21 protein-coding genes and 1 pseudogene are annotated in these 21063 nt (G+C 59.6%); 15 read left to right on the forward strand and 7 right to left on the reverse strand.

From position 1 onward, the window contains the following. Positions 1 to 38: 38 nt before the first annotated feature. Complete coding sequence (locus IPI80_RS16290) at positions 39 to 776, forward strand: hypothetical protein (protein ID WP_413861972.1); 738 nt, start codon at positions 39 to 41, stop codon at positions 774 to 776. A gap of 12 nt (positions 777 to 788) precedes the next feature. Here the strand turns inward: IPI80_RS16290 and IPI80_RS16295 are convergent, their stop codons facing one another. Beyond that, positions 789 to 1346 (reverse strand): adenine phosphoribosyltransferase, encoded by a 558-nt coding sequence (locus IPI80_RS16295; RefSeq protein ID WP_413861974.1) that lies wholly within the window; start codon positions 1344 to 1346, stop codon positions 789 to 791. Positions 1347 to 1419: 73 nt separating this feature from the next. Beyond that, a complete protein-coding gene (locus tag IPI80_RS16300) occupies positions 1420 to 3405 on the reverse strand; it encodes a monovalent cation:proton antiporter-2 (CPA2) family protein (protein ID WP_413861976.1) in 1986 nt (661 codons plus the stop codon). A 44-nt stretch (positions 3406 to 3449) separates the two neighbouring features. Here IPI80_RS16300 and IPI80_RS16305 point away from each other — a divergent pair, with 44 nt between their 5' ends. The 4 genes from IPI80_RS16305 to IPI80_RS16320 are packed head-to-tail and all read left to right on the forward strand — an operon-like array spanning position 3450 to position 6403. Further along, positions 3450 to 4451 (forward strand): KpsF/GutQ family sugar-phosphate isomerase, encoded by a 1002-nt coding sequence (locus IPI80_RS16305; protein WP_413861978.1) that lies wholly within the window; start codon positions 3450 to 3452, stop codon positions 4449 to 4451. Next, positions 4451 to 4996 (forward strand): KdsC family phosphatase, encoded by a 546-nt coding sequence (locus IPI80_RS16310; RefSeq protein WP_413861980.1) that lies wholly within the window; start codon positions 4451 to 4453, stop codon positions 4994 to 4996. Before IPI80_RS16305 ends, IPI80_RS16310 begins: the two co-directional genes overlap by 1 nt. After that, on the forward strand, positions 4993 to 5616 hold the full coding sequence (gene lptC / locus IPI80_RS16315) for an LPS export ABC transporter periplasmic protein LptC (protein WP_413861982.1): 624 nt from the start codon (positions 4993 to 4995) through the stop codon (positions 5614 to 5616). The genes IPI80_RS16310 and lptC overlap by 4 nt, the downstream gene beginning before the upstream one ends. A 10-nt stretch (positions 5617 to 5626) precedes the next feature. Continuing rightward, the gene (locus IPI80_RS16320; protein WP_413861984.1) at positions 5627 to 6403 is read left to right on the forward strand and encodes an SDR family oxidoreductase; all 777 of its coding nucleotides are present in this window, start codon (positions 5627 to 5629) and stop codon (positions 6401 to 6403) included. Positions 6404 to 6474: 71 nt separating this feature from the next. Here the strand turns inward: IPI80_RS16320 and IPI80_RS16325 are convergent, their stop codons facing one another. Beyond that, positions 6475 to 6909 carry an RNA recognition motif domain-containing protein gene (locus tag IPI80_RS16325; protein ID WP_413861986.1) on the reverse strand — a complete coding sequence of 145 codons (435 nt, stop codon included), beginning with the start codon at positions 6907 to 6909 and terminating at the stop codon, positions 6475 to 6477. Positions 6910 to 7169: 260 nt separating this feature from the next. Further along, entirely contained in the window at positions 7170 to 7778 is a 609-nt protein-coding gene (gene gstA, locus IPI80_RS16330) for a glutathione transferase GstA (protein ID WP_413861988.1), read from the reverse strand. 179 nt (positions 7779 to 7957) lie between these two features. Between gstA and IPI80_RS16335 the strand changes: the two genes are divergently transcribed. Next, on the forward strand, positions 7958 to 8509 hold the full coding sequence (locus IPI80_RS16335; RefSeq protein ID WP_413861990.1) for a cytochrome b: 552 nt from the start codon (positions 7958 to 7960) through the stop codon (positions 8507 to 8509). On the opposite strand, the gene IPI80_RS16340 is transcribed toward IPI80_RS16335, so the two are convergent. The 3 genes and pseudogenes from IPI80_RS16340 to IPI80_RS16350 all read right to left on the reverse strand — a co-directional run. After that, complete coding sequence (locus tag IPI80_RS16340; protein ID WP_413861992.1) at positions 8493 to 10100, reverse strand: GMC family oxidoreductase; 1608 nt, start codon at positions 10098 to 10100, stop codon at positions 8493 to 8495. The genes IPI80_RS16335 and IPI80_RS16340 overlap by 17 nt on opposite strands. Positions 10101 to 10114: 14 nt before the next feature. Next, complete coding sequence (locus IPI80_RS16345; protein WP_413861994.1) at positions 10115 to 11560, reverse strand: coniferyl aldehyde dehydrogenase; 1446 nt, start codon at positions 11558 to 11560, stop codon at positions 10115 to 10117. 243 nt (positions 11561 to 11803) lie between these two features. Further along, positions 11804 to 12373 (reverse strand): annotated as a pseudogene (locus IPI80_RS16350) (NADPH-dependent FMN reductase); the annotation flags it as partial. Positions 12374 to 12463: 90 nt separating this feature from the next. Here IPI80_RS16350 and mnmG point away from each other — a divergent pair. The 9 genes from mnmG to IPI80_RS16395 all read left to right on the forward strand — a co-directional run bounded on the left by mnmG (position 12464) and on the right by IPI80_RS16395 (position 21056). Beyond that, positions 12464 to 14515, forward strand: coding sequence for a tRNA uridine-5-carboxymethylaminomethyl(34) synthesis enzyme MnmG (mnmG, locus tag IPI80_RS16355; RefSeq protein WP_413861996.1), 2052 nt, complete (start codon positions 12464 to 12466; stop codon positions 14513 to 14515). Then, positions 14515 to 15174, forward strand: coding sequence for a 16S rRNA (guanine(527)-N(7))-methyltransferase RsmG (gene rsmG / locus IPI80_RS16360; RefSeq protein WP_413861998.1), 660 nt, complete (start codon positions 14515 to 14517; stop codon positions 15172 to 15174). The genes mnmG and rsmG overlap by 1 nt, the downstream gene beginning before the upstream one ends. A 368-nt stretch (positions 15175 to 15542) precedes the next feature. Then, on the forward strand, positions 15543 to 16157 hold the full coding sequence (locus tag IPI80_RS16365) for a LysE family transporter (protein ID WP_413862000.1): 615 nt from the start codon (positions 15543 to 15545) through the stop codon (positions 16155 to 16157). A 72-nt stretch (positions 16158 to 16229) separates the two neighbouring features. Further along, positions 16230 to 17015: a ParA family protein gene (locus tag IPI80_RS16370; protein ID WP_413862002.1), complete on the forward strand. Its 786-nt coding sequence runs from the start codon at positions 16230 to 16232 to the stop codon at positions 17013 to 17015. A gap of 10 nt (positions 17016 to 17025) precedes the next feature. Next, a complete protein-coding gene (locus IPI80_RS16375) occupies positions 17026 to 17652 on the forward strand; it encodes an RBBP9/YdeN family alpha/beta hydrolase (RefSeq protein ID WP_413862004.1) in 627 nt (208 codons plus the stop codon). Beyond that, positions 17653 to 18645 (forward strand): ParB/RepB/Spo0J family partition protein, encoded by a 993-nt coding sequence (locus tag IPI80_RS16380; protein ID WP_413862006.1) that lies wholly within the window; start codon positions 17653 to 17655, stop codon positions 18643 to 18645. Between the two features lie 218 nt (positions 18646 to 18863). Further along, positions 18864 to 19619 (forward strand): HD-GYP domain-containing protein, encoded by a 756-nt coding sequence (locus tag IPI80_RS16385; RefSeq protein ID WP_413862008.1) that lies wholly within the window; start codon positions 18864 to 18866, stop codon positions 19617 to 19619. A gap of 325 nt (positions 19620 to 19944) precedes the next feature. Next, positions 19945 to 20361: a LiaF transmembrane domain-containing protein gene (locus tag IPI80_RS16390; RefSeq protein ID WP_413862010.1), complete on the forward strand. Its 417-nt coding sequence runs from the start codon at positions 19945 to 19947 to the stop codon at positions 20359 to 20361. Then, positions 20358 to 21056 carry a LiaI-LiaF-like domain-containing protein gene (locus IPI80_RS16395; RefSeq protein WP_413862012.1) on the forward strand — a complete coding sequence of 233 codons (699 nt, stop codon included), beginning with the start codon at positions 20358 to 20360 and terminating at the stop codon, positions 21054 to 21056. Before IPI80_RS16390 ends, IPI80_RS16395 begins: the two co-directional genes overlap by 4 nt. The last annotated feature ends 7 nt before the right edge of the window (positions 21057 to 21063 follow it).

Genomic DNA, 21063 nt, shown 5'->3' on the forward strand with positions numbered 1-21063 from the left:
CTACACTCTTTCGGTCGTTGATACCGAAAGCTATAAGAATGTCCTTGTTCAACTGGTTCTCCAAGAAGCCTCCACCACGGCAGTCCGTACCTGCCGAAAGTTCTGGCCTCAGTCACGTGGATGTTACCGAGCCCTTTCGGCCATCGGACAAAGGGCGTCCATACTCCGGTTCCACTCCACCAGGCAGCGCTGCGAATCGCAAGAATGAGCGTTTGGAGCGCCGGGAATTGCTGTATTCGGTGGTGCGGGAATGCATGATTCGCATCGGTGTGCTGTCGTCCAGCTACAAGTTCAAGGTTTTGTCGCTCGATTCAAGGGGGCGCCAGTACCTGATCATGATGGACCTTGCCCGGCAATACGCAGGGGAAACCGCGCGTCTGGCGGAAGTGGAAGGGATGATTGCCCAGTCGGCCAAAACCCGGCACGATATTCTGGTTACTGCCGTTTATTGGCGTGTCAATGAGCACGTTACCGCCGGGGTCACCGCACGGATGACACCGGTTGCCGCCACGCCCCCCCCGCTTCCCGTAAACAAGCCGTTGGCAGCGCCGATTCCCGTGGCGCCCTCACTCACAGGCTACGAGCCTTTGCACCCCGAAGAGGTTGCGGCATTCAAACAGGCCTTGGCTACTGCGGCCAGCCCCACACCGTTGGTAGCGCCTGGCGAAATCGTCCATTCGGGGCGCCGCAACCCACAACCGCCCGTGAACTTTGAAGACACTGAGATAGACGATCGCCCCTCACCTTTGAGTGGCACACAGTACGGGGATTTGTGATCGTGCCAACGCCTAGTGACCGGCGAAATCTACCAGGGTAAATAGCGGCAGGCCGGAATCGCGCAGCTTTTGTGAGCCACCCAACTCGGGCAAATCCACTATTGCCGCACCTTCCATTACCGTGGCACCCAGGCGTTCCAGCAGTTTGCGACCCGCCATCATGGTGCCACCGGTCGCGATCAGGTCGTCAATCAAAAGTACCCGGTTGCCGGGCTTGACTGCGTCGGTGTGCAACTCAACTGTGGCGCTGCCGTACTCCAACTCATAGGTTTCCTCCACTGTGGTGAAGGGCAGCTTGCCTTTCTTGCGGATGGGAATGAAACCGACGTTGAGCTCATACGCCACCACTGCGCCCAGAATGAAGCCGCGTGCATCCAAGCCTGCCACGATGTCCGGGCGCATGTGGGCATCCATGTAGCGGTGGACAAAGGCATCGATCAACACCCGGAACACCTTGGCGTCCTGTAGCAGTGGCGTGATGTCGCGGAATTGCACGCCCGGCGTGGGCCAGTCGGACACCGTGCGGATATGGTCCCGCAGGTATTGGTTGACACTGATGTTCTGTTGCATGGTGTTGGCCAGAGTGTTGGGGCCGCGCGGCGGCGTCAGGTGCTATTGTGCCCCCGGGATTACCGGGTGGGAGTCAAACCTTGAGCAAGTTTTGCTCAGCGATGGCGAGTGCTTCGGCCTTGCCCGATAGCACCAGAGTGTCGCCGGGCTGCAGTAGGGTGCTGTCCTGCACGGATGCCACCTTGCCGCTGTTGCGGCGCAGGCTGACCAAACGCACATCCAGTGTCTGCAGTGCAACTTCCCCCAGTGGGCGCCCCACGACCTTGCCCTCCAAAGGTACTGTCAATGTAGCCAGTCGCTCGTACTGGAGTTCATCCGCCGTGTCGTCATCGGCGCCCCGAAAGAACCCGCGCAACAACTTGTAGCGGGCATCGCGCTGGTCTTGCACGATGCGGATGACACGGCGCATGGGGACACCTACCAGAGCCAGTGCGTGGCTGGCCAGCATCAGCGAACCCTCGATGGTTTCTGGCACCACCTCGGTTGCCCCGGCTGCTTGAAGCACTTCCAGGCTCAGGTCGTCCTGGGTGCGCACGATGACGGGCACTTGGGGTGCATGCGCACGCACATGGTTGAGCACTTTGAGTGCACCCGGTACATCCAGGTAGGTGATGACCACTGCACTGGCGCGTGCAATGCCGGAGGCGATCAAGGCCTGCAAGCGGGCGGCATCGCCAAACACGACCGAATCACCTGCTTCAGCGGCCTGGCGTACGCGATCCGGGTCCAGGTCCAAGGCCATGTAGGGGATGCCTTCGCCTTCAAGCATCTTAGCCAGGTTCTGGCCGCAGCGTCCATAACCGCAGATGATGACGTGGCGGTTGGCGTTGATGGATTTTCGCGCAATGGTGGTCATTTGCAGCGACTGTTGCAGCCACTCGCTGGCTACCAGCTTCATGACGATTCGGTTGCTGTACATGATGATGAAAGGCGTTGCCAGCATGGACAACACCATGCTGGCCATGATGGGGTTCATCAGGGCGGGCGGCACGAGTGAGTTGGCTTTGGCCAGGGTTAGCAGCACAAAACCGAACTCACCCGCCTGTGCCAGATAGAGACCTGTACGCAGCGCTACGCCGGCGCTGGCTCCCAACACCTTGGCCAGGGCTGCCACCAGGGCCGCTTTGAACAGGGTAGGGACCAGCAGCAACACCAAAACAAGATGCCAGTTTTCCAATACCAACCGCCAATCGAGCAGCATGCCGATGCTGATGAAGAACAGACCCAACAGCACATCATGAAAGGGACGTATGTCGGTTTCCACCTGGTGTTTGAACTCAGTCTCGGAGATCAGCATGCCGGCAATGAACGCTCCTAGCGCCAGGCTCAGGCCCGCCAGTTCCGTCAGCCATGCCAGCCCCAGTGTGATGAAGAGCAGGTTCAGTACAAACAGCTCTTCGCTTTTGCGGCGTGCCACCAGGGTGAGCCAGCGGCGCATCACGTGCTGGCCACCTACCAGCAGCACCGTGATCAGGGCCGTAGCCTTGATGGCGGCAATCGCCAGCGCGCTTGCCAGTTCCTCGCCCGAAGCACCAAGGGCGGGGATCAACACCAGCAAGGGAACTACCGCCAAATCCTGGAACAACAATACGCCCATAACCCGCTTGCCGTGTTCTGATTCACGCTCCAGCCGTTCGACCATGAGCTTGACGACAATGGCGGTGCTGCTCATGGCCAATGCGCTGGACAGGGCCAGTGCTGCCTGCCAGGACATCCCCCACTGTTGCGATGCAATGACCGACAGTCCCATGGTGGCCACGGTCGCCACCAACATGGTTACCACGACCTGCGCTAGCCCCAGACCAAATACATGCTTGCGCATGGCCCGCAATTTGGGCAGGTTGAATTCCAGCCCGATAACAAACATCAGAAACACGACGCCAAATTCACCCAGGTTGCGCACGCCTTCAGCTTCTTGCGCCAGCGCCAGCGCGTTGGGCCCCACTGCAACCCCAACCGCCAGATAGCCCAACATGGGTGGCAACTGAAAGTAGCGGCAGACCACGACGCCCAGAACGGCGGCCAGCAGGTAAACGAGGGTAATTTCAAGTCCGGTCATGGCCACATACTAGCAAGAGCCGTTCCGCTCTATAAAATGCCGCCATGACCGATCACGCTACGCGGTATCCCGCACAAACGGCCGAGCGCGCGATTGCGCTGGCACATGAGACTTTCGACATTGAGGCCGCGGCGGTCATGGGACTCAAGAGCCGGGTCGGTGCTACCTTTGCCAAGGCGGTCCAAATGGTTTTGGCCATTCAGGGCCGTGTGGTGGTGATGGGCATGGGAAAGAGTGGCCACATTGGCCGCAAGATTGCCGCTACGCTGGCCTCTACCGGTACGCCGGCTATGTTCGTGCATCCGGCTGAGGCCAGTCATGGTGATCTGGGGATGATCACGGCCACCGATTTGGTGCTGGCAATTTCCAACAGCGGGGAGTCGCAGGAAATGTCGGCAATTTTCCCCATGCTCAAACGCCTGGGTGCGCCGGTGGTGGCCATGACTGGTAACGCGCAATCCACGTTGGCCTTGCATGCGGATCTGTGGCTGGACAGTACGGTAGACAAGGAGGCCTGTCCTCTGAATTTGGCGCCAACGGCCAGCACCACTGCCCAGTTGGCCTTGGGCGACGCATTGGCCGTAGCGCTGCTGGACGCGCGGGGCTTTCGTGCCGAGGACTTTGCGCGCTCCCATCCCGGTGGCGCATTGGGACGCAAGTTGCTCACCCATGTCAGCGATGTCATGCGTTCGGGCGAGGCGATTCCGATCGTGCAGCCAACTGCGGGTTTCAGTGAGCTGATGCGTGAAATGAGTTCCAAGGGGCTTGGGGCTGCGGCCATTGTCGATGCGAATAGGCGGGTACTTGGCATCTTCACGGACGGGGATTTGCGGCGGCTGGTGGAGCAGGGCATTGATTTGCGTGGCAAGTCTGCGCACGAGGTCATGCACCGCGCGCCCTTTACCGTGGACCAACATGCACTGGCGGTGGACGCGGCCGAACTAATGGAAGGCCAGCGCATTACCAGCGTGTTGGTTGTGGATGCCGATGGCCGTTTGTGCGGTGCTCTCAATAGCAACGACTTGATGCGTGCGAAGGTTATCTGATGAAACCGACCCTGAATTTTGATCCCGAGTTGTTGCTCAAGGCGCAGGGTGTGAAAGTCGCCTTTTTTGATGTGGATGGCGTACTGACAGACGGGGGTTTGTTTTTTTCTGAATCGGGGGAATCGATTAAGCGTTTCAACTCGTTAGACGGCCATGGGCTCAAGTTGTTGCAACTAGCCGGGATCACGCCTGTGGTCATCACCGGACGGGACTCCATGGCCCTGCGCGTTCGTTTGCAGGTGTTGGGCATTGTCCATGCCTTCTTTGGAACCGAGGACAAGCGACCTGCCGCAGAGAAGACCTTGGCCACGCTGGGGCTGGACTGGAGTGTTGCTGCTGCCATGGGCGACGATTGGCCGGATTTGCCGGTGATGCGCCGCTGTGCTTTTGCCTGTGCACCGGTCAACGCCCATGCAGAGGTATTGGCTGTGGCTCATCACGTAACTGCCCTACAGGGTGGGCACGGAGCTGCCCGTGTGTTTTGTGACATTCTCCTGGTCGCCAGTGGGCGCTACGGGAGTTTGCTGGAATCGTATACGCAATGATGTCCTTGTTGCGTGACGGCTGGGACCGTTTCCTGCTCTACTTTCCGCTGATTTCCATGGGGCTCCTGGCTTCGGGAACCTACTGGCTGGTGCGTAGCACGCCACCCGCTAACGGACTGGTGGTACAGAAGCCGGTTCAGCATGAGCCGGACTATTTCATGCGTGATTTTTCTGTGCGAACCTTTGATGCGCAGGGCCGTGTGCGCACAGAAGTAATTGGCACGCAGGCGCGCCACTACCCAGATACCCTGTGGCTGGAGATTGATGCTATTCGAGTACGCTCTTTTGACGAACAGGGTCGCCTGACCACGGCCACGGCTAACCGGGGCCTGACCAATGAGGACTCGTCGGAGGTGCAACTGATGGGCAACGCTGTGGTGGTGCGCGACGCAGATGCTGCCAAGACCGGACCCACCGCGCAGCGCATGGAATACCGTGGCGAGTTTTTGCATGCCTTCATGAATACCGACAGGGTGCGCTCCCACAAACCGGTGGTCATGTTGCGCGGCCAGGACCGCTTCAGTGCTGACCGCATGGACTTTGACAACGTGGAGCAGACCCTGCAATTGAGTGGCCGTGTGCGTGGCACCTTGATGCCGCCCCATGTAGCACAACCCTAGGAGGCAGCCTATGTCCCAATTGGTTTTCATTACCGGCGCTTCCAGTGGTATCGGTCAGGCATTGGCCTGGCGCTATTACCAGGCCGGTTTCTCGCTGGCGTTGGTGGCTCGACGCACCGAAGAGATTGAGGCATGGGCCCGGTTGCGCGGCTTGGACTTGGCACGCTACCAGGTTTACAGCGCCGACGTGGCGGAGGTGGACAACATCGTGAACGCTACCCAGCAATGCTTGCAGCGCCAGGGCGTACCCGATGTGGTGATTGCGAATGCTGGTATCAGCATTGGTATGGACACCGCCATTCGCAATGATCTGGACGTGATGACGCGAACATTTGCGGTCAATAACGTGGGTCTGGCGGCAAGCTTCCATGCCTTCATCGACCCCATGGCACAGCGCGGTTCGGGCGCGCTGGTGGGCATTGGCAGTGTGGCTGGGATCCGCGGGTTGCCGGGACATGGCGCTTACTGCGCGAGCAAGGCTGCGGTGATCAGTTACTGCGAAAGTCTGCGTGGTGAACTGCGCCACAGCGGCATTCGGGTCTGCACCATTTGTCCGGGTTACATTGACACACCGCTCACTCAAAAGAACCGCTATCGGATGCCTTTTCTGATGCAGGCCGATGATTTTGCCAACCGGGCATACAAAGCCATCGCAGCGGGTGCCAGCTACCGGGTGATTCCATGGCAAATGGGATGGGTGGCGAAGGGCCTGCGCCTATTGCCGAACTGGTTGTTTGACAAAGTTTTATCCGGGCGCCCACGCAAGCGGCGTGTTGATGGCGTGTAAGTGCTTTTGTCAAACAACAAAAAAGGGCCCAGAGGCCCTTTTTTAATTTGGAGACTTGCTCCGGTAGCTGCTTAGTAGCTGCTACGGCCACCGCCGTAACCACCACCGCCGCCGCCGCCGCTACGGCCGCCGCCAGCGCCACCGCCGTAACCACCGCCGCCGCCGCCACCACCGTAGCCGCCACCGCCGCCGCCACTACGGCCACCGCCGCCAGCACCACCACCAAAGCCGCCGCCACCGGTACGGGGAGGACGCGCTTCCATGGGACGGGCTTCGTTGACCACGAGGCCACGGCCACCGAATTGTTGGCCGTTCATGCCACCGATGGCTGCTTGTGCCTCTGCGTCGCTGCCCATTTCCACAAAGCCGAAGCCTTTGGAACGGCCAGTGTCACGTTCCATCATGACTTTGGCGCTAGAAACGGAACCGTAAGCCGAAAACGCTTGTTGCAGGTCTTCATCACGGAAAGAATAGGGCAGGTTGCCCACGTAAAGTTTGTTGCCCATGTAAGGACTCCTCAAAATAACTCAAAACGCGATGGTGTCCAAACCCGCAATCAACAAACCATTGAAGACTTAAAGCAGACGCGAAACTGGTAAATCACCGCAAACCAGTAGCACCGAAATTCCGGCAATACTGCGCCATTATGCGACTATTTGCCAATTTCACTCAAATTTATTTTGAAAATGTGCCCTGAATCGCAAAGAAATGTTGCGCAAACCCACGTAAGCATTACGCGCGAATATTCGAAATGAAATGGACGAACTTATTTGATCAACCCTTCAGCCTTCATCGCAGCCACCACCGCCGGGCGTGCAGCGACGCGGGCACGGTAGGCAACGAGGTTGGCATAGGGCGTCAGGTCCAGGTTGACGTACTGGGCCCAGTTGGTTACCACGAACAGATAGCCATCAGCCACGGTGAACTGGTCGCCCATCAGGTACTGCTTGCCGGCCAGTTCGCCGTCCACCCACTTCAGGCGCGACTGCATGCGCTCCAGGCAGGCGGCTTTGGTCTCGGCCGGTGTGGTGGGCACAAACAAAGGGGAAAAGGTCTTGTGCAGTTCGGTGCCGATAAAGGTCAGCCATTCCTGCAGTTTGTAGCGTTCGTAGGTGCCGTTGGCGGGGGCCAGATTCTTGTCAGGGGCCTGATCGGCAATGTATTGAACGATGGCCGGGCCTTCGTGCAGGCTGCGGCCGTCGTCCAGCGTCAGAAACGGTACATAACCCAGGGGGTTGATGGTGTAGTAGTCTGTGCCGTCGGGCAGTTTGTGCGTCTTGGTGGGCGCTGCAATGGCTTCAAACGTCAGACCAGCCTCCAACAAGGCGATGTGGGGAGACAAGGAGCAGGCGCCGGGAGAGTAGTAGAGTTTCATGGGAGTATCTTTACGGGTAAGGCATGCAATAGCGCAGCCTTTCATCCTAGCGACAAAGAACAACCATTGCAGGCGCGCGTCTATATGCATCATTAGTGTGCGTTGGCAAACGCTTAAGCTGGGCTTCAGGTGAAGGCACTACAGTCAACCCATTGCATTGATTTACGCGGAGGAACCTTATGACGACCCGATCCAACAACGCGCGCTACAGCAGCGCCAGTATTACCATGCACTGGGCCATGGTATTGCTGTTCATTGTGGTCTATGTGCTGGTCAACCTGGCTGATGGTTTTGAGAAGGGCAGCGCCCAACGCCAATCTGCGCGGGACTGGCACGCCACCTTTGGTTTGCTGATTTTTGCGCTGGTATGGCTGCGCATTGTGCTGCGCGTGCTGGGGACAACGCCACCGATTCAGCCACCGCCCTCGGCGTTAATGGAGAAACTGGCAAAGCTGGGCCATCTGGCCCTGTACGCCCTGATGGTGGTCTTGCCGCTTCTGGGCTGGGCGCTGCTCAGTGCACGCGGCAAGCCGATTCCCTTCTTCGGCTTGGAGCTACCGGCGCTGATTGCGCCAGACAAGGCACTGGGCAGCACGATCAAGGAGATCCACGAGTTTGGCGGCAATCTGGGCTATTTTCTGATTGGCGGGCATGCGTTTGCTGCTCTGTTCCACCATTACGTGGTCAAGGACAACACCCTTCGCCGCATGGGCTTTACGCGCCAGACCTGATCAGGTCGGCGGCCTTTTCACCAATCATCATGGAGGGTGCGTTGGTGTTGCCGGTGATCAGGTTGGGCATGATGGAGGCATCTACCACGCGCAAGTTGCGCAGGCCATGCACACGGAGTGTGGCGTCCACCACGGCCATGGGGTCGCTGGCGGGGCCCATCTTGCAGGTGCTGACCGGGTGGTACTCGGTGTCGCAGTTCTTGCGCAGAAACTGCTCAATCTGCGCCGGGTTGTTGCGCTCCACTGGGTGCACCATCTTGCCGCGCCAGGGCGCCAGCGCCTTCGATTCCATGATGTCGTAGGCCATTTGCGTGCCTTTGATCAGCGTGGCCAGGTCATCGGGGTGCGTCAAAAAGCCGGGGTCGATCAACGGGGCATCGGTGGGCTTATTGCTGGCCAGGCGCACCGAGCCACGGCTCTTGGGCCGCATTAGCGTGGCGTGCAGAGTGTAGCCATGGCCCAGGTGCTGTTTGCGGGTGTGGTCGTCAATAATGCTGGTGCAAAAGGCCAACTGGATGTTGGGGTAGTCCGGGTTGCCTTCGGTGGAGATGAAACCCTGGGTTTCGGCTACGTTGGTGGTGATCCAGCCGGTGCGTTTGCTGCGCCACTCAAACACCGCTTTGAGTAACGCCCAAGCGCCGCGCAGTGAATTGCCGATGGTGTCTTGCCAACGTGCGGTGCGGTAGATCAGCACGGTGGTGAGGTGGTCTTGCAGGTTTTGGCCCACACCGGGCAAATCGTGCAGTACCGGTATGCCATGCTGCTTCAGGTGTTCGGCCGGGCCAATGCCCGAGAGCATCAACAACTGCGGTGACCCGAACGAGCCGCCACTGAGAATGACCTCGCGTTTGGCCTTCACTTGCACGGTTTGGCCACCTTGCAAATATTCCACACCAGTAACCTGTTTGCCGTTGAGCAGCACGCGGCTGGTGTGGGCGCCGCTGATGACGGTCAGATTGGGCTGGCCGCGGCGCGGGTCGATGTAGGCGCGTGCGGCGTTCCAGCGCTCGCCTCCCTTTTGGGTGACCTGCGCGGGAGACACGCCAAACTGGCGCTCGGCGTTGTAGTCGGGGTTGCGGGGAATGCCTTGCTCCACACAGGCCTGGATGAAGGCCTCATTGAGGGGGCTGGGGCTGCGCAAATAGGCCACGTTCAGTGGGCCACCCACGCCCCGGTATTCGGTGGCTCCAAAGCATTCGTTGTTTTCCGAGCGCTTGAACAGGGACAGTAGCTCCTGGTAACTCCAGCCGGGGTTGCCCAGCTCGGCCCAGCGGTCGTAGTCCTGGCGGTTGCCACGGGTGTAGACCATCGCGTTGATGGAGGACGAGCCGCCCATCACCTTGCCACGCGGCTGGTAGCCCTTGCGCCCGCCCAGACCGACCTGCGGCACCGTGTTGTAGCCCCAGTTGTTGATACCCAGATGCGGTGTGGCGGCAAAACCCAGCGGCGCCCGCACGGTGAAACCGGCGTCACTGCCACCGGCCTCAATCAGGCAGACGGATACGGCAGGGTCTTCGCTCAGACGCCCCGCCACCGCGCAGCCGGATGCGCCACCGCCGACCACAACATAGTCAAATTCTTGCACGCTCATGGGGTGAACCTTGTTTATCGTTTGGTCAAAAAGTCGAGGTACTTGGTGGCAAATGCGCCGTAGGGTGGCCACAGGAATTTGATGGCGCTAAAGGGCGCCTGGTAGAACACCGGGCGCAGTTTGGAGAAGGTCACAAAGCCTTCGTAGCCATGGTAGTGCCCCATGCCGCTTTCTCCCACGCCGCCGAATGGCATGTCGTGCTGGCCGGTGTGCAGCACGATATCGTTGACTGTGGCGCCACCCGACATCACTCGGTTCAGCAAGGTGTGAATCAAGGCCTTGTCGTTACTAAAGGGATAGAAGGCCAGGGGGCGCGGGCCGCTGTTGATGGTGTTGATGACCTCTTCCATGGCCGTGTAGGCCACCACCGGCAGCACCGGGCCAAAAATTTCACGGGTGCGCAGCTCGCAATCGGGCGGAGCGTTGAGCACGATGTGCGGCGCAATCTTGTGCGTCGCAACGTCCCACTTCTTGCCGGCAATCAGCTGGACCAGGGTGGCCCCGCGTGACTCGGCCTCGTCCATGGCACGGGTGATGCGGTTGAAGGCCCGCTCGTCGATGACGGCGGTGTAGTCCTTGGTGTCCAGGTTGGCATAGCGGCTGGAAACCACCTGCTTGGCAATCTCCACAAACTCGCTCACCTTGGCCTGCGGCACAAACACATGGTCTGCGGTGGTGCAGATCTGGCCGGCGTTGAAATACTTGAAGAAGGTAATGCGTTCAACCGCCTTTTTGAGCGGGAAGTCGTCGCACACCAGGGCGGGCGCCTTGCCACCCAACTCCAGCGTGACCGGACACAGGTTTTGCGACGCAGCCGCCATCACCGCGCGGCCGGTTACGCCTGAGCCGGTAAACAGCAGGTGGTCAAACTTGAGTTTGGAAAACTCGATGCCCACGCCACCAGTCTCGTCAAAGAACGCCAGCTTGTCCTTGGGGAAGTAGGCGGGTGACTTCTCGATCAGCAGTTTGGCCAGTTGGCGGGAGTTTTCCGACATTTTGACCATGCAGCGGTTGCCGGCGGCAAAGGCGGAGGTCAATCCACCAAAGCACAGAAAGATCGGGAAGTTCCACGGCACGATTTGGCCTACCACGCCCAGAGGCTGGGGAATGACCCGGTTCTTTGCACCGAGAAAGTTTTTCAGGTCAATGCCACGGCGCTGGGGTTTCATCCATTTGCGCAGATGGCCCACGGCGTGGTCTAAGCCGTCGACGATGCCGTAGATTTCGGCAAACAAGGTCTCGTGGCGCGAGCGGTTGCCGTAGTCCGCGCTGATGGCGTCCAGGATGGCTTCGCGGTTGTCCTGGATAAACGCCTTGAGCTTTTTCAGGTCGGCCTTGCGCTCGGCAAAACTGGGGTAGGGGTGGGCCAGATAGGCCGCACGTTGCAGAGCCAGAGTTTGTTCCAGCGGAAGTCGGATGGCGTCAGCCGGGGTGACGCTGTGCAGGGGAATGGCGGACATGGTGTTCTTCTTTCGAAAGTGCCTCACACCTTACCGCGCCTTACTCGGTTGCACTGTCTAAAACAGGACAAACTAGGGTAATTACGGGTGGCAATTGGAGTGCTGTACTTATTTCAACCGAAAGCACCCTTTTGCTAGGTCGGCAGGGGTGATTGTCAAATTACTATGAATAATATAGCAACTAAATCAATATTGACGAGGGCTAGCGCCCTATTTCACTAAGCGTGATTTAGAAAGCCAAAGTCAACTCAGGCGCGGTGCGGCCCACAGCACCTGGTCCACCACCGCCTGGGTGCTGTTGCGGTGCGCCTCGGATTTGAGCATGCCTTGTTCATCAAACGCATCGCCGGCGCGGCTCAGGGCGAATTGTTTGGGGCAGACCCAGCACTGCAGGTTCAGCAACAGCGGGTTGAGGTGTTCCAGTGAACGCAGACCGCCCAACGCACCGTTGGAGGCGCTCAGCAGCCCCACCACTTTGCCTTCAAACGGCTTGATGCCATTGATCCACAAGGGGTGGCTCTTGGCGGGACTGGAGGCCCAGTCAATGGTGTTCTTCAGCAGGCCGGTGTAGCTGCCGTTGTACTCTGGCGAGCAGATGATCCAGGCCGGGTGCGCGTCCATGATTTCTTTGAGGCGGATCACATCCGGCGGCGTGCCCTGGGCTTCCAGGTCGGCGTTGTAGAGCGGAATGTCCAGCGTGGAGAGCTCCAAAAGCGTGACCTGGGCGCCAGCGGCGCGGGCCATGGTGGCTGCGTTGTGCGCCAATCGACGGTTGAAGGAATGTTCGCGGGTGCTGCCCGCAAAGACGAGTAAGGAAAAAGGTAGCTTGGGTCATGGCCTTGATTGTCGCGAAAAATCGGGGAACCCGTAAAATCAGGGGCTTACCTCCCCTTGCTCCCATTCATGCTGTACCCACAAGATTTCGACGTGATCGTCGTCGGCGGCGGCCATGCCGGCACCGAGGCCGCGCTGGCGGCTGCCCGCATGGGCTGCAAGACGCTGTTGCTTACCCACAATATCGAGACCTTGGGCCAGATGAGTTGCAATCCGTCCATTGGCGGTATTGGCAAGGGCCACCTGGTCAAAGAAGTGGACGCGCTGGGCGGCGCCATGGCGCTGGCGACAGACGAGGCGGGCATTCAGTTCCGCATTCTCAATTCCAGCAAGGGCCCGGCCGTGCGCGCCACCCGCGCCCAGGCCGACCGCATTTTGTACAAGGCCGCTATTCGCCGCATGCTGGAGAACCAGCCCAACCTGTGGATCTTCCAGCAGGCGGTGGATGATTTGATGGTGGAGGGTGATGGAGATGGCGCCCGGGTGGTGGGTGCCATCACCCAGATCGGCATCCAGTTTCGCGCCAAGACCGTGGTGCTCACAGCGGGCACCTTTTTGGACGGCAAGATTCATGTGGGCCTGAACAACTACGCCGCTGGGCGCGCTGGTGACCCGCCCTCCATCTCCTTAAGTGCCCGGCTCAAAGAGTTGAAGCTGCCACAAGGCCGCTTGAAAACCGGCACGCCACCGCGCCTGGATGGCCGGTCTATTGACTTCAGCAAATGCCAGGAACAGCCCGGCGACGGCATGCCCGGCGGCATGAGTCCGACCATGCCGGTGTTCAGCTTTATGGGCCGTGTGGCCATGCACCCGGCGCAAATGCCGTGCTGGATAACCCACACCAACGAGCGCACCCACGACATCATCCGCAGCGGGTTTGACCGCAGCCCCATGTTCACCGGCAAGATTGAAGGGGTGGGGCCGCGCTATTGCCCCAGCGTCGAAGACAAGATCAACCGCTTTGCCGACAAGGACAGTCACCAGATTTTTCTGGAGCCCGAAGGCCTGACCACCCATGAGTACTACCCCAATGGCATTAGCACCAGCTTGCCGTTCGACATCCAGGTTGCACTGGTGCACAGCATGCCGGGGCTGGAGAACGCCCACATCTTGCGCCCCGGCTACGCCATTGAGTACGACTACTTTGACCCGCGCTCGCTGAAAAGCAGCTTTGAGACGCGGCAGATTCAGGGCCTATTTTTTGCTGGCCAGATCAACGGCACCACGGGATATGAAGAGGCGGCCGCGCAAGGTTTATTCGCGGGAGTCAACGCCGCCCTGCAATGCCAGGGGCGTGACGCCTGGGTGCCCGCGCGTGACGAAGCCTATCTGGGCGTGCTGGTGGATGACCTGATTACCAAGGGCGTGACTGAACCCTACCGCATGTTCACCAGCCGTGCCGAGTTCCGCCTGCAACTGCGCGAAGACAATGCCGACGCCCGACTGACCGAGGCCGGCCGCAAGCTGGGTCTGGTGGACGATGCCCGCTGGGACGCCTTTTGCCGCAAGCGCGATGCAGTGGCGGCAGAGACGCAGCGCCTGCGCGGTATTTGGGTCAGCCCCAAAAACCTGCCGGCCGAAGAGTCCGAGCGGGTGTTGGGCAAAGCCATTGACCATGAGTACAGCCTGGCAGATTTGCTGCGCCGCCCCAATGTGGACTATGCGGGCTTGATGTCGTTGGACAACGGACGCTACACCAACGCCGCCTTGCCAGTGGTGCCGAATGTTTCACGTGAAACCCCCGTTGAGGCAGGTGGTGCGGTGTCGGCAGTCGCCGTGGCCCAAGATGTGTTTGTGGCATCTGTCATTGAGCAAGTAGAGATTGCCGCCAAATACTCGGGCTACATCGACCGCCAGAAGGACGAGGTTGAGCGCGCCAGCCACTACGAGAACCTGCGCTTGCCGGCAGAGCTGGACTACATGCAGGTGACGGCGCTGAGTATTGAGGCGCGCCAGAGTCTGAACAAGCAGCGCCCTGAAACACTGGGGCAGGCTTCACGCATGTCGGGCATCACCCCGGCCACTATTTCGCTGCTGCTGATCCATTTGAAGAAAGGCAACTTTCGAGGCTTTTCGGTCAACGCCGCGCCCGATGCGGCGGCGGAAGTGGTGTCTGCCTGATGCACGCACTGGAGCCGGGGTTGCGCCAGGGTCTGTTGGAGCTGGATCTGAACTTGGATGATGTGCAGATTCAGCACCTGTTGGACTATCTGGACTTGATTCAAAAATGGACCAGGGTTTACAACCTGACGGCAGTGCGTGAGCCAGCCGAAATGCTGACGCACCATTTGCTGGACAGCCTGACGGCCATTGCGCCATTACGGCGGCAGCTGCAGAGTGGTGACGTGACATCGGGGACAGCCCGATTGCTGGATGTGGGTTCGGGCGCTGGGCTGCCGGGCATTGTGATTGCCATTTGCTGCCCCGCCATCACCGTGCATTGTGTGGATACGGTGGGCAAGAAAGCGGCCTTTATTCAGCAGGTGGCGGCAAGCCTGAAGTTACCCAACCTGCGTGGTATCCATGCGCGGGTTGAAAGTTTGACTGAGCCGTACGACGTGATCAGCTCTCGTGCCTTTGCCTCTTTGGTGGATTTCACTAGTTGGTCGGTTGGGGCGTTGGCACAGCAGGGCGTCTGGATGGCGTTAAAGGGCAAGCATCCGGAACAGGAGATTTCAGCCTTGCCATCGTCGGTTGAAGTGTTTCACGTGGAACAGCTGCGGGTGCCGGGGCTGGATGCGGAACGGTGCATTGTGTGGATGCGCGGGCGTCGGGCGTAAGCCTTCAGTTCCTCTTTTTGGATTTTGACCGATTGGTGTGGATGGGTTGGGGCATGCGTTTTGCTCCGTGTCCCCCGCCCGCTGTGCGGGCTCCTCCTTTACCTGCGCAAAACGCACACCCCAACCCATCTTGCCGGCTTCGGTTGTACTCGCCTCAAATACCGAAAGCTCCCCCGCCAAGTTATGTAGCCAACGCCGTAGGCTGGAGTAGTCCTGGGCGTTTTACGCAGGTAAAGGAGGAGCCCGTAGGGCGGAGGACACGGAGTAAAACGTCCAGGACTACTCCACCGGCCAGCCTCCCCAACCCCAGTCAATCAACCCCAAGACGGCGTAACGTAAACTCACCCCTCCAACCCCTAGGAAAACCCATGCTTGGCGTTACCGACTACGGCACTTTTGTCGTCACCATCATCGTCTTTTTGTTGATCCCAGGCCCCGGCAATCTGGCGCTGATTACGTCTACCAGCAAGGGCGGCATCCGGGGTGGGTTGGGTGCAACCATGGGTGTGATCCTCGGCGACCAGGTCTTGATGTGGCTGGCGGTGGCCGGCGTGGCGGCGCTGCTGGCGGCCTATCCGGATGCGTTCCATGCGGTGCAGTGGCTGGGCGCAGGCTACCTGGCTTGGCTGGGTGCCAAGATGCTGCTGGCCAAACCTGGTTCGGCACCGGTGCTGACTATTACTGCGGGACACTACCTGCGCCAGGCGCTGATGATCACCCTGCTCAACCCCAAGGCCATCCTGTTCTACATGGCCTTCTTCCCGCTGTTCGTCGACCCGGCCCGCCAACAGGGTTTGGTTACTTATGGTTTCATGGCGGCAACCATTGCTGTCATCACCTTTTTATACGGGCTGACATCCGTGTTGCTGACCTACTTCTTGGCTGAACGCATCCGCGCCAACCCGATGGTGACGCGTGTGCTGGAAAAGGTTGCCGGCTTGTTTTTGGTTGGTTTTGGCATCAAGCTGGCGATATCGCGCTGAGTCACATTCGTCCATGTTTCACGTGAAACCCTGATCTTCATTCCTGCGTTCCGATTTTTCTCTGAGCACCCCATGGCCAAAATCTTCTGTGTTGCCAACCAAAAAGGTGGCGTCGGCAAAACCACCACCACCGTCAACTTGGCCGCCGGCTTGGCCAAGGTAGGGCAGCGCGTGCTGATGGTTGATCTGGACCCGCAGGGCAACGCAACCATGGGTTCCGGTGTGGATAAGCGCAAGCTGGAACTCACCGTGTACGACGTATTACTGGAATCCGCCAGCATTGCCGAAGCCCGCGCCCAAAGCGACAAGCTCAAGGCCGGCGGGTGCAGCTACGACATTCTGGGCGCCAACCGAGAGTTGGCGGGTGCCGAGGTGGAGTTGGTGGAAGTTGAGCGCCGCGAGCGCCGCCTCAAGCAAGCCCTGGCCGCTGTGGAGGGTGAGTACGACTTTGTGCTGATCGACTGCCCGCCAAGTTTGAGCATGCTCACCCTCAACGGCCTGTGCTGTGCCCATGGCGTGATCGTGCCTATGCAATGCGAATACTTTGCGCTTGAAGGCCTGACCGATCTGGTCAACACCATCAAGCAGGTCAAGGCCAACCTCAATGACGATCTGCAAATCATCGGGCTGCTGCGGGTCATGTTCGACCCGCGCATCACCTTGCAACAGCAGGTGAGCGACCAGCTCAAGGCCCACTTTGGCGACAAAGTGTTCGAGACCGTCATCCCGCGCAATGTGCGTCTGGCTGAGGCGCCCAGCTACGGCGTACCCGGCGTGGTGTTTGATCCGTCGTCCAAGGGTGCGCAGGCCTTTGTGAGCTTTGCGCAAGAGATGGTGGCGCGCATCCAGAAAATGTGAGGTCAGAGGCATGGCACTGCGAAATAGCGAGGTAAAGGAGGAGGCCGAAGGCCGGGGGACACGAGCGGTTTCGCAGTGCCATGCCTCTGACTTCACTGTCTTAATCCTGCCGGGCTGGCAGAACTCCGGCCCTGCCCATTGGCAAAGTCGCTGGGAACCCCTGCATGGCGACGTGCGTGTGCAGCAGCATGACTGGATGCAACCGCTGCGTGGTGACTGGATGGCCCAACTCGAAGAGGCCGTGCTGGCCGCAACCCAGCCGGTGGTTCTGGCCGCCCACAGCCTGGGCTGCATGCTCACTGCCGCCTGGGCCGCGCATTCGCGCAACACCGACCGCGTGGTCGGCGCCCTGTTGGTGGCACCCGGCGACCCCGAGCGCGAGGAGCTGCGCGCCACACTGAAAAGCTGGTCCCCCGTGGTATTGCAAAAGCTGCCCTTTCACAGCACGCTGCTGGGCAGTCAGAATGACCCCTATTGCAGCATCGCGCGCGCACGCCAATTTGCCGACGCCTGGGGTGCCGAGTTTGTGGATTACGGCCACGCCGGCCACATCAACGCAGAGTCGGGCCTGGGCGACTGGCCACAGGGGCGGAAATTGTTGAACCAATTGATTGATTTGAAAAGAGGGAACACCTAAATGGTCACCAAAAAACCCAAGGGTCTCGGCATGGGCCTGGAAGCACTGCTGGGCCCCAAAGTCCAGGACCGCGCACCCGCCGATGCGGGCGCTGCCAATTCGGGCCTGCCCAGCACGCTGCTGCTCACCGAGATGGTGGCCGGTCAGTACCAGCCCCGCACCCGCATGGACGAGGGCGCGCTGTACGAGCTGGCCGAAAGCATCAAGGCCCAAGGCATCATGCAACCTATCTTGGTTCGTCGCCTGAGCGACGACCAAGCTCGGTTGCACCGCAATAAGGAGTCTCAGGGGCCCACCCCTGAGACAGGTGCTTCTGCCGTGCGTCCGTTGTACGAAATAATCGCTGGCGAACGTCGCTTCCGCGCTGCCAAGCTGGCGGGCCTGGACCGCGTGCCGGTGCTGGTGCGCGACGTGCCGGACGAGGCCGCTGCCGCCATGGCGCTGATCGAGAACATGCAGCGTGAAGACCTGAATCCGCTGGAAGAGGCCCAGGGACTACAACGCCTGATCAAGGAATTCGGCATGACGCACGAAACCGCTGCGCAGGCGGTGGGGCGCTCGCGCAGTGCGGCTTCCAACCTGCTGCGGCTGTTGAATCTGGCCGAGCCGGTGCAGACCATGCTGATGGCGGGTGACCTGGATATGGGTCACGCCCGGGCCTTGCTGTCGTTGGAGCGCGGTACCCAAATCACCGCTGCCAACCAAATTGCGGCCAAGAAGATGTCGGTGCGCGAAACGGAAAGCCTGGTCAAAAAGCTCAGTGCCGAGTTCGAACTGACGGCCTCAAAGCCTAAAAAAGAAAAGTCCCGCGACATCAAACGCGTGGAAGAAGAACTCTCCGACCTGCTCATGGCCCAGGTTGAAATCCAGGTCAAGAAGCGCGTCAAGCGCAATGGACGCATGGAAGAGATGGGCGAGGTAGTCATCCAATTTGGCTCGTTGGACGAGCTCAATGGCCTGATTGAGCGCCTCTCGCCGGGAGCCAGTCGCTGATAAGCTGCTATACATAATATAGCTGTTTACGCAATATCAACGAGGGCTAGCGGCCTAAAACGTTTATAACCCTGGTGTCCAAGCTGCTCCAGCGCCCGGCCGGTGAGTTTAGAATTTGAAGCCACTATGCTCAAAGCAAGCGCACAGTACCGCGTTGCCGGTGGCAAAATGGTATGGTTGTACCAGGCACCCGTTGTGGCGCCACAAGGAGATTGACTATGGCTTCTGATCGCACCGCAGCCCCCGCCGACCTGACCGATGAGGGCGAAATCTCGCACGCCCAACAGGTGCTGGTACTGGCGCTGGCCACCCTGGCCGAGCAGCGCGAAGCCGACTCCGAAAGCCATATTCTGCGGGTGCAAAACTATGTACTGACGCTGGCTCAGACGCTGGCCAAACAGGAGCAGTTTGCCGAGCTTTTGACGCCTGCCTACATCGATACCCTGTTCCTGAGCGTGCCCTTGTACGACATGGGCTCCATCGCCATCCCCGACCGCATTTTGCTCAAACCGGGCCGGCTTGATGCCGACGAGATTGCCATCATGCGCACCCACACCACTATCGGTCATGCCGCCATTGAGCGGGCTGAAAGAACGCTGGGGCGCCCTTCACCCCGACTGGCGATCGCCAAAGATCTGGTTCTGTGCCACCAGGAAAAGTGGGATGGCAGCGGCTACCCGCGTGCACTGGCCGGCGGGGACATCCCGGTGGCTGCCCGCATCATGGCCATTGCCGATGTGTACGACGCGCTCATCAGCAGCAAGGTTTATAAAGACGGCGTGCCGCACGATAAGGCCGTACAGATTATTTTCAGCGAGCGCGGAGCCCACTTTGACCCCGACATGGTGGACGCATTCATCGAGATTCAGGATGAGTTCGACGGCATTGCCAAACGCTTTGCCGACACCGACGCCGACATGCAGCACAAGATCGAGTACATGGCCAACGCTATTGCCGAGATTGCAATCTTGTGATCGCGCAGGGCCTCACGCCCTACAGCTTGGCCGGAACCTGCCTTTGAATTTTTTTGCAGCGTTCCAGGCAATTTACACACAACCGCACCCATTTTGGCGTTAGCGACATGGACAGATTGCAACAGAAACTGTCTTTTTTTTTAACACCAGCAATGGCTTGGGTGCAGCCGGCAGGTGCACGGTGTAGCGTTGCACCTGCACACGCTACACGACCATTCGCCATTCGCCATTCACCGACTCCAGTGCGCTATTCACCGGAAAGCGCGCGACAAAGCGATAGGGGCCCGATATCGTGACAGCATCTCAACTCAATCAGGATTTGACTATGCGGCTTCACCATCCTCGACACCAGTTCTTGGCCCGTCACCACGACAACCCGCGCAAGCGCCTTCTTTGGGGTGCGTCACTGATTGCTGTAGGGACTGTGTTTCTCCTGGACCGCCTGGCGGTACTGGATCTCGCGCAGTACCTGGGCCCGCAAACGCGCTGGTGGCATTACTTGCCCTTGCTGCTAGCGCTGGGCGGGGTCATCGCGGTGGTCAGCGCACAGTCTGCACGGCAGGTGCTCAAGGGGTTGATCGACATTGTTCTGGGTACCTGGGTGTTCGCCTGTCTGGAACATCTTTGGGCGCTCACATTTTCCAATAGCTGGCCGATTGTGCTGATTGCGTATGGCTTGCAGATGCTGTTGCGTGGCTGGTTGGGCCATGGCCAAGCGCCACGCGGCGAGGTGGCGCAATGAGCCCGCAGCGCGACCAGACGCGCATCGTATTAGGCGCTTTTGTGGTGCTGGTGGGGGCATTCGCGCTGGCCGACAACTTGTTCCAGATCAACACACGCCAGGTGCTGCAGTTCTGGCCGGTGGTGTTTATGCTCATTGGCGTGATGAAGCTCAGCCACACGCGGCACCTGTCGGGCTATGTCTTTGGGGCCGGGTTTGTCGCGCTGGGCGTGCTGATGACTCTGAACAATTTGGAGCTGATTTCGTTTCACATGCGCGACTGGTGGCCTCTGCTGGTGATTGGCGCAGGTGTCGCCATGATCGCGAAGGAGCCTTTGCGCCGTCGCATGGAGAGCTTGCAACAGGCCACGCAAACATCGGACGAGGCTGGAGCCGCCTTCAACGCAACGGCTGTAATGAGCGGCAACACCTTCAGCGTGGTGTCACAAGACTTTCGCCAGGGTGAAGTGACGGCTGCGATGGGGGGTATGGAGATCGATTTTCGCCAAGCATCGATGCAATCGCAGGCGACGTTGCGGGTCATGGCGGTGATGGGGGGCATCGAGATCAAGGTACCACCAGACTGGGGTGTAGAGTGCCGCGCCACGGCGTTCCTGGGGGGCGTGGAGGATAAAACCGTGCCGCCTGCCCAAGCCACCAAGCGCCTGGTGATTGAGGGCTTTGTGATGATGGGCGGCGTGGAAGTCAAGAATTGATGCTGTC

Source organism: Candidatus Aalborgicola defluviihabitans, from assembly GCF_016705985.1.
Lineage (GTDB): Bacteria > Pseudomonadota > Gammaproteobacteria > Burkholderiales > Burkholderiaceae_C > Allorhodoferax > Allorhodoferax defluviihabitans.

Excerpts from the sequence above, each read along its gene's own strand:
- IPI80_RS16305 (WP_413861978.1), top strand. The coding sequence starts at position 3,450 with ATGACCGATCACGCTACGCGGTATCCCGCACAAACGGCCGAGCGCGCG.
- lptC (WP_413861982.1), top strand. The coding sequence starts at position 4,993 with ATGATGTCCTTGTTGCGTGACGGCTGGGACCGTTTCCTGCTCTACTTT.
- IPI80_RS16370 (WP_413862002.1), top strand. The coding sequence starts at position 16,230 with ATGGCCAAAATCTTCTGTGTTGCCAACCAAAAAGGTGGCGTCGGCAAA.
- IPI80_RS16385 (WP_413862008.1), top strand. The coding sequence starts at position 18,864 with ATGGCTTCTGATCGCACCGCAGCCCCCGCCGACCTGACCGATGAGGGC.
- gstA (WP_413861988.1), bottom strand. The coding sequence starts at position 7,778 with ATGAAACTCTACTACTCTCCCGGCGCCTGCTCCTTGTCTCCCCACATC.
- IPI80_RS16395 (WP_413862012.1), top strand. The coding sequence starts at position 20,358 with ATGAGCCCGCAGCGCGACCAGACGCGCATCGTATTAGGCGCTTTTGTG.
- IPI80_RS16340 (WP_413861992.1), bottom strand. The coding sequence starts at position 10,100 with ATGAGCGTGCAAGAATTTGACTATGTTGTGGTCGGCGGTGGCGCATCC.
- IPI80_RS16335 (WP_413861990.1), top strand. The coding sequence starts at position 7,958 with ATGACGACCCGATCCAACAACGCGCGCTACAGCAGCGCCAGTATTACC.
- IPI80_RS16380 (WP_413862006.1), top strand. The coding sequence starts at position 17,653 with ATGGTCACCAAAAAACCCAAGGGTCTCGGCATGGGCCTGGAAGCACTG.
- mnmG (WP_413861996.1), top strand. The coding sequence starts at position 12,464 with ATGCTGTACCCACAAGATTTCGACGTGATCGTCGTCGGCGGCGGCCAT.
- IPI80_RS16345 (WP_413861994.1), bottom strand. The coding sequence starts at position 11,560 with ATGTCCGCCATTCCCCTGCACAGCGTCACCCCGGCTGACGCCATCCGA.
- IPI80_RS16300 (WP_413861976.1), bottom strand. The coding sequence starts at position 3,405 with ATGACCGGACTTGAAATTACCCTCGTTTACCTGCTGGCCGCCGTTCTG.
- IPI80_RS16325 (WP_413861986.1), bottom strand. The coding sequence starts at position 6,909 with ATGGGCAACAAACTTTACGTGGGCAACCTGCCCTATTCTTTCCGTGAT.
- IPI80_RS16375 (WP_413862004.1), top strand. The coding sequence starts at position 17,026 with ATGGCACTGCGAAATAGCGAGGTAAAGGAGGAGGCCGAAGGCCGGGGG.
- IPI80_RS16290 (WP_413861972.1), top strand. The coding sequence starts at position 39 with ATGTCCTTGTTCAACTGGTTCTCCAAGAAGCCTCCACCACGGCAGTCC.
- rsmG (WP_413861998.1), top strand. The coding sequence starts at position 14,515 with ATGCACGCACTGGAGCCGGGGTTGCGCCAGGGTCTGTTGGAGCTGGAT.
- IPI80_RS16310 (WP_413861980.1), top strand. The coding sequence starts at position 4,451 with ATGAAACCGACCCTGAATTTTGATCCCGAGTTGTTGCTCAAGGCGCAG.
- IPI80_RS16295 (WP_413861974.1), bottom strand. The coding sequence starts at position 1,346 with ATGCAACAGAACATCAGTGTCAACCAATACCTGCGGGACCATATCCGC.
- IPI80_RS16390 (WP_413862010.1), top strand. The coding sequence starts at position 19,945 with ATGCGGCTTCACCATCCTCGACACCAGTTCTTGGCCCGTCACCACGAC.
- IPI80_RS16320 (WP_413861984.1), top strand. The coding sequence starts at position 5,627 with ATGTCCCAATTGGTTTTCATTACCGGCGCTTCCAGTGGTATCGGTCAG.
- IPI80_RS16365 (WP_413862000.1), top strand. The coding sequence starts at position 15,543 with ATGCTTGGCGTTACCGACTACGGCACTTTTGTCGTCACCATCATCGTC.